Below are 11,290 nucleotides of genomic sequence, written 5' to 3'. Positions count from 1 at the left end.
GGATAACGACGTTAAGGTAACTTTCTCATATCTGAAAACGCCCAGGTCAGCCAGAACGAATTCCGTCCAGTCTTGATGCAGATTTCCAAAAAATAACAATTTTATATGGTCGCAAATAACCCTTATACAAACTTGATAGACACACTCCTCCGACTCTGGATACCAACTGGAAAAATTCTGTGTGACGAGTATGTCGTTAGTGAGCGTAGTGAGTGCTAATAATTGCTCCGTTTTTTTCGCTTTAATAACAGCGTTTTTCAAAAGCGCGGAACCGAAAATATGCGCAATTTCGGTTTTTTTTAATAAACCAAACATTGCTTCCAGTTTCAGAAGTGGATTGCGATCAATCCAGCCAAGTTCTATCAAAGGAGCAATTGCTATTTCTATTGCTCCTATTTCACTGTATGCCAGTTTACTCGACCGAAATAAGTCTCCCTTGCGCATAACCAATCGGACTAGTAGCGCTCTTGATGCCTGCGGCAACAAACGGAAGTTGCGAATGAATTCACCCTCTTCGCAAGTCAGGAGATCGCTATAACGACCTGAAACCCAATCCAAAACGATATGGAAGTTATCGAGATAATAAAAGCGATTTTCTAGCACATTCACCATTTTTGGAATTCAGATAGTACAAATCTGTTGCTAGCCCATTACGCGAATTATGTTGGTGAAGTTCAAAATGGTGCCCATCGGTAAAAAGCATCAGTCCGTAAGGATCGTGGAATTATCCAGCACGCTGAAGCATCCATCTTCCCTTTACTGCGCTGCGCACAGACGAATCAACCATATGCGAAGAAACAATAACTCCACATATCCCGACGTTAATCCCGTCCTCCATTCGACAATTGGATTGGGCGTGTAATAACGCTTACGATTATCACGGCAGATCGATATTTCACGACCGCCGATACCTAGGCGTAAGCCAGTCTTAGCGCCTTCAGAGAAAGCGGGTTTTGCAATAATGGAATGAGAGGCTGTCATAATAAGTTATCCCTAAAATTCTTAACACCGAGATCAAAGCTTACCATAACAACTGTATGCATATACAGTATAAATTGAATCTGTCTCTTTTTGGCTATCCATCCTTAATGCTCTTTTTCAGCAACACTGCTATTTCATCTGATTAAAATTCATTGTCTACACGCACGATTTCTCTGTAAGCGACGCATTAAGGCCTTTCTTTAATATTTGGATGGAAAATTTTAGAATGGTCGACGCCACGTCCAATGGCCTCACCACCTTATTCCCCATAATCGTTTCCATCCAGTTTAAAGCCTAATTTTTTCATGGCAACCGCCAATCCCTGCGCAGACTTTGCGTATGCGTCCCAGGGACGGTTACCTTGATCTAACCGTGTATGAATTGTTTGGACCGTCCAATGCGCTCCACTGGTGACGTGATTTACCTCGTCCCAACGTATTGGCACCGATACGCCAAGTCCGAGTCTTGCCCTTGCGGACCAAGCGCACACGGTGGTCGCCCCAAAGCCATTGCGTAAATAATCGACGAAGATCTTGCCGACACGATTGCGTGGCCCGCTTTTTACGACAAAATGGGTTGGAAGTGCCGAGACTAAATGCGCGACGATTGCCCGCGAGAATGCCTTCACCACTTCCCATCCATAGTGCTTGGCCAAAGGGACGACGATGTGAAATCCTTTTCCACCGCTGGTCTTTACAAATGAGGTAAGCCCTAATTGATCCAGCATCGCTTTTATCAGCAAGGTTGATTCCTGTACCGTTGTCCAGTTAACGCCCTCGCCCGGATCGAGATCAAAAGTCATGCGATCCGGTTTATCAATGGCAGTCTTGACCGCGTTCCAGGTATGAAACTCAATAACGTTCATTTGCGCGGCTGACAATAATCCTTCAGGACGGACCACTTCCAGTAAACGTTCGTGTTCAGGATCAAGCTTAGCGGCCAGTTCCGACACGCCTGTCATATGCGCCATTGCAAGGTGTTTTTGGAAAAATACCTGTTTTCCAACGCCATCCGGGGCGCGCAATAAAGAGACTGGCCGACCTTTAAGGTGCGGCATCATCAAAGGTGCCACCAACGCATAAAACCGCAATAATTCAATTTTAGTAATCCCACTATCCGGATCAATCTCACGTTCCGGATTAGTAATCTTTAACGACGGCGGTAGCGTAGTCAATGAATCCGCGTGCCCATCTACACGATTATCCGGCTGCCGGGCCACTTCTCGAACAATCGCCCGCGCGGGTTTATCATTGCGCAAGCCTTGATAAACAGGATGCCGTATTCGCCCGCTTTTAGTCCACTCTGCAAAGGAAACTTCAGCGAGCAATTGCGGTTTCACCCAATGCCCATCTGGTCGGAGGTCGCTAGTTGCAGTGAAGGGATTTTGCTCACTTTTTATGGCATTTAATTTGACGAGTAGCGAGCGTAATGTTTTTTCATTGAAGCCTGTGCCCACTTTGCCTGCGTAACGCAATTTCCCATCTGCGTCATGGACCCCAAGTAACAATGATCCCATCGCTGTGCGGCTTCCCCGAGGGTCGGTATAGCCGCCAATGACAAACTCTTGTCGATGACTGCACTTCAATTTAATCCAATCATTGGAGCGTCTGCTCACATAGTGCGCGTCCCGCTTTTTCCCAATGATGCCCTCCATTCCAAGTCGGCAAGCAGATGCCACAATGTCTGCGCCATTCGCTTCAAAGGTTTCGCTGAATCGGAGTATCGGGGACTCAATTTTTCCGACCAAAGTCCTCAGCAACGCTCGCCTTGCTATTAGCGCTGATTGCCTCAGGTCGAAACCGTCATAAAAAGGAAGGTCGAATAAAAAATAGACGATACGCTGGGTTTCGTGTGTATCGAACGCGCCCTGTAATGCTTGAAAATCAGGGATTCCTTTTTCTCCTTGCACTACTATCTCACCGTCATACCAGCCATTGGGAAGTCTGGCGTCCTTCAACGCATCTCTTAAAGCAGGTAATTTCTCCGTCCAATCGTGTCCATTGCGCGTCATCAATGTGATTTTGTTACCAGCGACTCGAGACAATAAACGATAGCCATCGTATTTAATCTCATAAAGCCATTCTGTCGAGTCGATCGGCGCGCTATCGACCAAGGTCGCTAATTGAGGAATCAATTTTGTCGGGAGCGCTGCCTTTATGGCACCCGCCGGAACGCCATCTTGTTTTGGATCAACTGCTTTCTTAGTTAAGAGTTTAGGTGAAGCTTTGACTGCCGTTATCGGGTCTAAAATATCTTCAACTTTATTGGTCGTTCTAATTTTAGTTTTTATTTTTGACTTTGACCTTGACTGCGACTGTGACTTAGCGGTCCTTTTTCTCGTTGCTTTTGTTTTGCCGGTTTCTGGCGGTAGCTGTAACGTGGCGACGCTATCTGGCATTTCGTCGACGACGCTATATGCAATAGCCGGTTGCGCGAATTCGTCTTTTTCCTTGATTAGCAACCATGATGGCTTTTTATTCGTTATCACGTTATCGCTTGTATTTTTTAAACGAATCAAAGCCCAATTGCCATGTAATTTATGGCCTTTCAGTGAGAATTTTAAATTACCTTCTCGTAATCCGACTTCTGGATCGTTAAGTGGCTGCCAAATGCCCTTATCCCAAATGATCACCTTCCCTGCACCGTATTGCCTGGCGGGAATTTCTCCTTCAAATTCATTGTAGGCAACCGGATGATCTTCAACCTGAACTGCCATCCGCTTATCTTTCGGATCATAACTCGGACCTTTTGGCACGGCCCAGCTCCGCATGGTGCCGTTATATTCGAGACGTACGTCATAATGCAAGCGCGACGCCCAGTGTTTCTGCACAACAAAAGCGTGTCCAATACTGTCATCTGTCCCACCCTCTTCGGGCTCTGACGTTTTGGTGAAGTCGCGTTTACTTTTATAAACCTTGAGTGGATCAGCGCGCGTCATGACGATCTCCCGATAGTCTTTAACTGGCCTTACGTTTGGTCACTGATTTTTTTGTTCTGGTTGCGGCGGCTTTAGGCTTTGTTGTTGCGGCCTTTGGCTTCGCGATCGGTTTAGCCGATTTGCCCATATTGCTCAGGCTCCGCTGTAACATCTCCGTGAGATCGTAGATGCGAGCACTGGCCGAGGATTCGCCTGGCTCTTTGTCAATGTGAGAAACGGTTTCGGTCTGGCCAGCTTTGACCTTATCTTCTACCAATTGAAGGATTTGCTCTTTGAATGAGTCGGTAAAGTCCTCCGGGTTCCACTTTGCGCTCATATCCCGGACCAACTGTTCACCCATCGTCATTTCTTTTTCGCTGATACCGCTCGCTTTGATTCCTTCTTCCGGTAAATCAAGCTCATCCCAATTTCGAACCTCTGTTCCCCAGCGCAACAAATCCAAGACCAGCGCTGGGCCACAAGGCATTAATACTGCCAAATGCTGCTTGGTCTGAATCACTACTTTGGCAATGCCTACTTTTCCTGTTTTGATTAACACTTCGCGGAGCAACGCATAGACCTTGGCGCCTTTATTGATCGGCGACACGTAATAGGGTCGCTCAAGATATAAAAAAGGTATATCACCAGCGTCAACAAAGCTTTCGATTTCAATTGTTTGAGTAGATTTTGGATAGGCCGCCGCTATTTCTTCCTGCGATAAAATAACATATTGGCCATCCTCATATTCGAATCCTTTGACGATATTTTCTTTATCGACATCCTTGCCCGTTTTCTTATTGATTCGCTTATAACCGACGGGGTCCATGCTACGTTTATCAAGCCAATCGAAATTGAGACCTTGCTCCGCTGTTGCAGAATGCAATGCAATGGGGATGTGTACCAGCCCGAACGATATCGCTCCTTTCCAAAGGACACGTTTGCTCGCAGTCGCCATAGCAACTTCTCCTTAATTTTACAAGCGATCGATTATCCTGATTTGTGCATATAATCAAAAAACAGGCAGATAACTATCTGCCCGCTACTACTGTGCCGCTATTCATTTAGCGATTACAGTCTTGGCGTGGAATCGCCGTACCTGTTTGATCCATAGTAAGTGTCAATTTCACTTGCCCAACTTTGATCTGCCATGTCGGGCCAATGATCTTTATCGAAACCTGGGGCGCTCTTCAGATGATCTTTGTCGACGTCAAGAATGAAGCGTTGATTGACTGAGTCAAGCTTCAAAACACCCCATGGAACAGCAAATAACTTTTCTCCCATTCCAAGAAAGCCGCCAAAAGATAGAACCGCATAGCTAACCTTACCGGTACGTGTATCGATCATCAATTCTTTGATATCACCCAAGTCCTCGCCAGACTGATTGCAAACGTCGTTCCCTATTAACGTATCCGCTCCAAGCACATCTGGCCCTGGGCCTCCATTTGGATTATTTCTATATATGCCGTAAGTATCACGATCCAGGTAGCTCATTTTTTTTGCTCCTTTCGTAGATTATCAAGGTGGTTTACGTTCATGGAAAACACAGCGAACGTAAGCGCTAGACTTCACCCAATTATCAAAAGTTCCCACAGCCTTAATAGAAATTCCAGAAGCTTAATGGGTGGTAATTTTTCTCAAAGTAACAGGTCTCAATGTTGTTTTGCGACAATCTATAACAGCGCGTTAAAACTGCATGGTCGATATACACCACGCATACAAAGCGGCGTAAATTTAAAGGGAATATTGACAAAGGAAGTCGCTAAAACTCCTCGTTTATGATGGTCGAAAAACGCCATTAATACTTAATGCTTAACCCTTAACGGTTAACATCACGCATCAAAATAAATGTGACGTAAAATGCGTATAAATCAGTTTGGTGATTTAGATAAAGAAAAAACCGTAATCGACGCTCACCCTTCTAATCGTTTTGTAGAAATAAAACGATAGGTTTACGCTTGCCTTACTTTGATTTGCGCAATAAATGACCTGCAGCATTTTCCTCGAAACGCCCTGCTTCTTCGATGTAACCTTGTACCGTCCCATCGTGTTGCCAACCGCCCTGTCTTTTAATATCTTGAAATCGCGCTCCAGCACGATAGGCGCTAGTTGCTAATCCGCGTCTTAAGCTGTGGCTACTTAACTGTGGAACATAGGGCAAATCAGCTAGCACCGCAGCCGCAGTCAAAATACTGTTGAGGCTAGCCTCGTGCAATGCATCAACACCAATTTGCTCCCATTTGTTGATACTTCTGAATATTGCCCCTGAAGAAATGTTCGCTGCCCGACACCAAGTACGCAAAGCATTGGGTGGACAACAAACTTGCTCGCCGAAGGGAATTGCCTTGGTAATTCCCTCGCCTTTCTGGTCGGTCTTTGAACGCGGCAATGTTATGAGCACTCCCTCGGGCTCCCAGGAGACGTGCTCGACTTGAAGACGTACGACCTCGCTCCGCCGATACGCACCAAAGTAGGCAATCTGCAGCAAAGCGCTATCACGAAGCGCTTTTAATGTTCCCTGGTGTGTTAAGGCAGTGACGATTAGCGCCAAATCTTCTACTGGCAACGCTTTTGCCTTTCGGGCTGGCTGACCATTTTTGCGCTGTATCCCCAACAGCGTTTTACGCACATTGAGGGTCGCTGCCGGATCTGGAAAATTTTGCTGAATATGCCATTGAGATAGCGCTGTTAAACGTAACGCTAAAGTCCTTGGATTAAGTAATTGCGAATAGCTCAGAAGGTAGCGAAGCATCATTGATTCGTCCGCAGGCAGCACCCCGCCCCACTCCAGATAGTGGCGAATCGCCGAGCGGTAAGTCCGGCGCGTGTTATCCGAAGTCGCCGCGGCAAGAAATTCTCGATGCTGTTGTTGCCGCTGAGCGACAGAGTCGCCAACGCTCTCAATGACTGCAACCTTACCATCCTCGATACGAATCTTCATGCACCTTCCCCCATCTCATTGTGGCGATCCATTGTGGAGATTGCTCGCAGCCATTGACTGTGCCTTCGCCTTCGCAACCAATACACATTTTTTACGGCTGATTTTTAGGTATTCGTACTAAGGCATTTTTTAACTGAAGAATGCATTTCCGTTCGAAATCGCTTAAATGAACCCTGTAATGTCCATTACAAACGATAGCATTACAAGCTGATATATAACATGCGATAACATACATTATCGCATGTTATATACCGCAATTACCACCTAGACTTTAGACTTATATTATTGTAATATTACGTATTATGTATTACGTTATTTAAAGGTAAAAATGGGACGAATTGGAATTTTGTACGCTGATGTCATTCAAGCAGCCGATAAATTAATTGCCGAAGGAAAAAATCCGACGGTAGATGGCGTTCGTGAAGAGCTAGGAAGTACGGGTAGCAAAAGTACCATCGCCCCGCTCTTAAAACGATGGAAGGCAGAGCACCAGGAAAATAGGGCAAGCGCAGAGGTCGGTATGCCGTCAAACCTGATTGATGCGATGAAAAGTGTGTATGACAATCTTCAGTCAGACGTAGAGCAAAGAATTACCCAGGCGCAAGAAGCGCATCAAAAAGAGTTGGAAGCGATGGGCGAAACATTGCAACGTCAGCTCGAAGAAAATGCCATAGCGGCCGAAACCAATAGGCAACTAAAAGACGATGCTGCGCGTGCGCAGCAGGTATTTGAACAGTTGCGCGCCGAACAACGTGCACTCAATTTAACGTTAGCGACTGCACAGGCCGAAAATACAGGCTTACAAAATCGCCTAGCGGATCGTGCGGCCGAGATTGTGACAATGAATCAACAACTCGGTTACGCTCGCACTCAGTTCGAGCATTATCAGGAGGCAACTACAATCCAACGCGCCGAAGAACGGAGCGTATTTGAGCAAAAATTAATGCGTGGCGAGCAAGAACTAGTAAATATTCGGCAACAATCCAGCGATCAACAATTACGGCTCGCTCAGCAAGAAGCCCAACTCGCACAGATTCCTACACTACTCGATGAAGTGCAACGGTTGCAGGAAACCGCTCGCGCAGAACGTCAACAAGCAGCAATAGTCAAAGACGAGCATAGTCAACTCACCTATCAAATTCAGCAACTCACAACAGATCGCGCCGAACTCAAACAAACGTTGGAAATAGCACTTCAATCTCTAAGCGACGTACGTTTGCAATGCGCGATCGAAGAAAAAGAGAAGTGGCTACTCGACAAGCGGATCGCTGAATCAGAAGTAAAAATGGAGCAACTGAGGGAAGAAAAAAGTGGCCTGTTGCAAGAACGGGCTACTTTGCAAGCACAGGCTTTGACGACCGCAATGCACACGCATGCAGGTCCTAAATAATTAGTTCGACGTCATTACACTGGCTTTTAAATAGCGGTTTGATGGCGATGGGGGACGTCGGTCTGCTATTTTGGATCACCATTATTTAAATATCTGCATCTACCAACAAGTCGGTGAATACAGTGAAAATATTAACGTAGAAAGCCTGGGATCGCCACTTTAGCTAAATTTGAAAACTCTATGGGTGCCAACACTTTGGCTGCATACAAAAAACAAGCTAAAGCCTTCGCGAAGGATTGGCTTGAACAACCAGCACCGGATGACATGTACGAATTATTAACTTTTCATAGCGGGACATAAGATTTAAAAGCGATTGTGCAGCTAAAATCTATGCTTAAATTGAAATTCGGCGCGTCTCGTTATGAAACGCGCCGATTAACTTATATGCAAACTAACAACCACGGATTTTAATGGCGGCGGTTGGCACAGCTGGTTGCAGTCTAACTGTTTACTAATTAAAACTTATGACGAATGCCGACACGCAAGACGCTTTGATTACTGTCATCTGCCGGCGCGTTACTATAAGCGGCATTAATCACACCCGGATTATAGACGCCATTTGCTCGCTGCTTGCTGTAAAACCCGTATACGTCAGTGCGTTTAGAGAGGAAATAGTCAACACCAAGATTCAGCTGAGTAGTACTGACTTTGGTCGAGCCGACCGTTTGGCGGCTTATATCAGCGCGGTCATAAATGACGCTTCCCAACAAATGGACTTTTGGAGAAAACGCATAATCCACGCCGACATCAAAGATATTCGCTTTGGTTGCAGAGGTAATATTAACCAAACCTACAGTTGCTACAGAAGTCGCCAATGGTTGCTTGACTTGGGACCAAGCGCCATACAGCTTCGCTTGACCTAGTTGATAGCTCGAACCAAGGGTAAATGTTTTTAAATTGCTGCCCCCAGCTTTAGCTGTTGATGCACCCGAAGCAAGCTTAGTCTGAAAATATGCCAAGCCAATGCCGAACGGCCCATTGGCATAATTACCACCAATACCAAAAGACTGCCCGGCAGAGGTTTGTCCAGCGACTTCACCAAAGCCATAGTACAAGCTACCAGTAAATCCACCGTGAATAATGCTGTCATAGCGGATCGAATTGTTAGTGCGTGTGCCGGCGACGCGATCCAAATTATTAAAATGACCACCCTTGATACCGTTACCGCCGAATGTTTGAGCTGACGTGTATTTACTTCCGATGTCCTCCAGGAAATCAGTTTGGCGACCAATAGTCACGATACCGAATGCACCGGTCAGACCAACGACAGCTTTGCGATCAAACAGCGTATTTGCCACCGACAATGAGCCGTCGTCAACATTGAAACCGCTTTCCAATTGAAAAACTGCCTTTAAGCCACCACCAAGATCTTCAACTCCTTTGAAACCGATCCGAGAGGTCGATAGATCGCCAGAATCTACACTTAGACGGCTGTTATTGTTTGGGCCAACTTTGCTCGTATAAGTCACACCCGCATCCACGACACCATAAATAGTGACATTGCTTTGGGCTTGCGCGCTTGCATTAATTAGACTGAATGCAGCTAGAGCAAATAATGTTTTTTTCAATTTCTTTCCTTATTAATGAATCATAATTTCTTGTGCTCGCCTATATCGATAACGGCGAATTTGGCAAGCAACCTGACAAATAACGGCGTAACAAAAAGTTACATTGTTACCAACCAAGCGGAATTATAGTGCTCTCGAGAAATTAATCGCGTTTATTGCCCCATAACCATGCTCGAATTAGATGATTTCCTTATCAATCAAAGGTGTATACATGGAATTAATGGAAATTTGACATGTACTTAACCTGTTTAAAGCTATCTTGTGACTGGATCTGCCTCCCTGCGCTGATTAAATACCGGCGATTCCATATCTTTTTGGCGTAAGTGATCCATCACCTAGCGCTGGCAAACTAGAATTTTTACGGTATTAATCGACCATCACCTGATCAAATTATTAGATCGAAAGTAGTGGCGTTAGCATTGGAATAGCAACAAGGTGGACGATCATTTTCATCGGACAGATCAGCGGAGGTCACTGATTGCGTGAACGGTTATTTCTGACGTCAGTGTGCCGGTCATCACCGACACCTAGACTTGAGGAGGATGATTATTTTGTGCGCATTAATAAGATGTTCATGTTGACATCTGGATATGAGCCCCTTCCGGAAAAAGCAACTTTTAACAAATTTGCTTAATTAAGACGCACTAGAAAGATGATGCGACGATAGATCGGATCGTTGCTTAAATATAATATCTTTCCGTTTGATAATATAGGTGAGTAACAATGCTATGCTGATTGAATAAAATGGATAGACTTCCCACCATAAAAATACAACATCAACTAATCCCAATGTAAAAAATCCAATAGTTAGTGCTGCGCCCATTGCGGCGGTATATCGCACTTCGGGATCATCATCGCGTATCTCTCTAATAAAATAATATGCAGGTATAAAATATAAACCGAGTATTGCTAACAAACCGAATACGCCAAATCTTGACATCGTAAATAATATTTCGTTATGAGAGTGTGCAAATGTCGCCGATAAGGGTGTAATGACTTTTCTTTTTGCCAAATTATGTAGTTCTTTTGAAAAGCCTTCTACACCTACCCCAATGAGTGGGTGCTCGGTGAATAGCATCCACGACGCACGCCAAAGCTGGAGGCGAATGCCTAAAGAAGTATCAACATCGGATCCAACTGAGTATTGGCTTATATCCGTTTCCGCTACAGCTACACGATCTTTTACTATATTACCAAAGTAAGATACACCTACTAATAAAGCGAAAAAAACAGAAATGACTCCAAATTTATAACGAGAGCTAACATTTTTTGTTACCACAATACCCAATAAAATAAAAATAGGTATAGTCAGCCATACACCACGAGATTGCGACAGGTAAGCCACATATAACCCTGAACATAACGCAGTAATTTTCAAAAAAATGATGTATCGATTAGAAGTCTTATTCCATGAAATTGACAAAATAGAGAATATACCGAGTAACAAGGCCATTTGACCAAATATTATTATGGGTATGAAATCTGTTACATAACGC

The 11,290-nt window shown here is 44.9% G+C and carries 8 protein-coding genes and 1 pseudogene; 1 reads left to right on the top strand and 8 read right to left on the bottom strand.

Annotation, left to right across the window (positions count from 1 at the left end; genetic code table 11):
- The 6 genes and pseudogenes from QN379_RS22360 to QN379_RS22335 form a co-directional block, all read right to left on the bottom strand.
- Positions 1-612, bottom strand: a pseudogene (locus tag QN379_RS22360) (VRR-NUC domain-containing protein); the annotation flags it as partial.
- A gap of 144 nt (positions 613-756) precedes the next feature.
- Positions 757-981, bottom strand: coding sequence for a hypothetical protein (locus tag QN379_RS22355; protein WP_322238537.1), 225 nt, complete (start codon positions 979-981; stop codon positions 757-759).
- A 259-nt stretch (positions 982-1,240) separates the two neighbouring features.
- Positions 1,241-3,919 carry a DNA ligase D gene (gene ligD, locus QN379_RS22350; RefSeq protein ID WP_322238535.1) on the bottom strand — a complete coding sequence of 893 codons (2,679 nt, stop codon included), beginning with the start codon at positions 3,917-3,919 and terminating at the stop codon, positions 1,241-1,243.
- Positions 3,920-3,938: 19 nt separating this feature from the next.
- Positions 3,939-4,853 (bottom strand): Ku protein, encoded by a 915-nt coding sequence (locus QN379_RS22345; RefSeq protein WP_322238533.1) that lies wholly within the window; start codon positions 4,851-4,853, stop codon positions 3,939-3,941.
- Between the two features lie 113 nt (positions 4,854-4,966).
- Positions 4,967-5,389: a PRC-barrel domain-containing protein gene (locus tag QN379_RS22340; protein ID WP_322238531.1), complete on the bottom strand. Its 423-nt coding sequence runs from the start codon at positions 5,387-5,389 to the stop codon at positions 4,967-4,969.
- Positions 5,390-5,858: 469 nt separating this feature from the next.
- Complete coding sequence (locus QN379_RS22335) at positions 5,859-6,836, bottom strand: tyrosine-type recombinase/integrase (protein WP_322238528.1); 978 nt, start codon at positions 6,834-6,836, stop codon at positions 5,859-5,861.
- Positions 6,837-7,164: 328 nt separating this feature from the next.
- Here QN379_RS22335 and QN379_RS22330 point away from each other — a divergent pair, with 328 nt between their 5' ends.
- Complete coding sequence (locus QN379_RS22330) at positions 7,165-8,226, top strand: DNA-binding protein (protein WP_322238526.1); 1,062 nt, start codon at positions 7,165-7,167, stop codon at positions 8,224-8,226.
- A 455-nt stretch (positions 8,227-8,681) separates the two neighbouring features.
- Here QN379_RS22330 and QN379_RS22325 read toward each other — a convergent pair whose 3' ends face one another.
- Positions 8,682-9,794, bottom strand: a complete 1,113-nt coding sequence (locus QN379_RS22325) for a porin (RefSeq protein ID WP_323507653.1) — start codon at positions 9,792-9,794, stop codon at positions 8,682-8,684.
- Positions 9,795-10,428: 634 nt separating this feature from the next.
- Positions 10,429-11,290 (bottom strand): O-antigen ligase family protein (locus QN379_RS22320; protein WP_323507652.1); only part of this gene is annotated, 862 nt, incomplete at its 5' end.

It is taken from the genome of Glaciimonas sp. Gout2, from assembly GCF_035018905.1.
In the GTDB taxonomy this organism is placed as follows: domain Bacteria; phylum Pseudomonadota; class Gammaproteobacteria; order Burkholderiales; family Burkholderiaceae_D; genus Glaciimonas.
The sequence above is the reverse complement of the archived record's forward strand: the minus strand, read 5'-3'. Positions and strand labels throughout refer to the sequence as shown.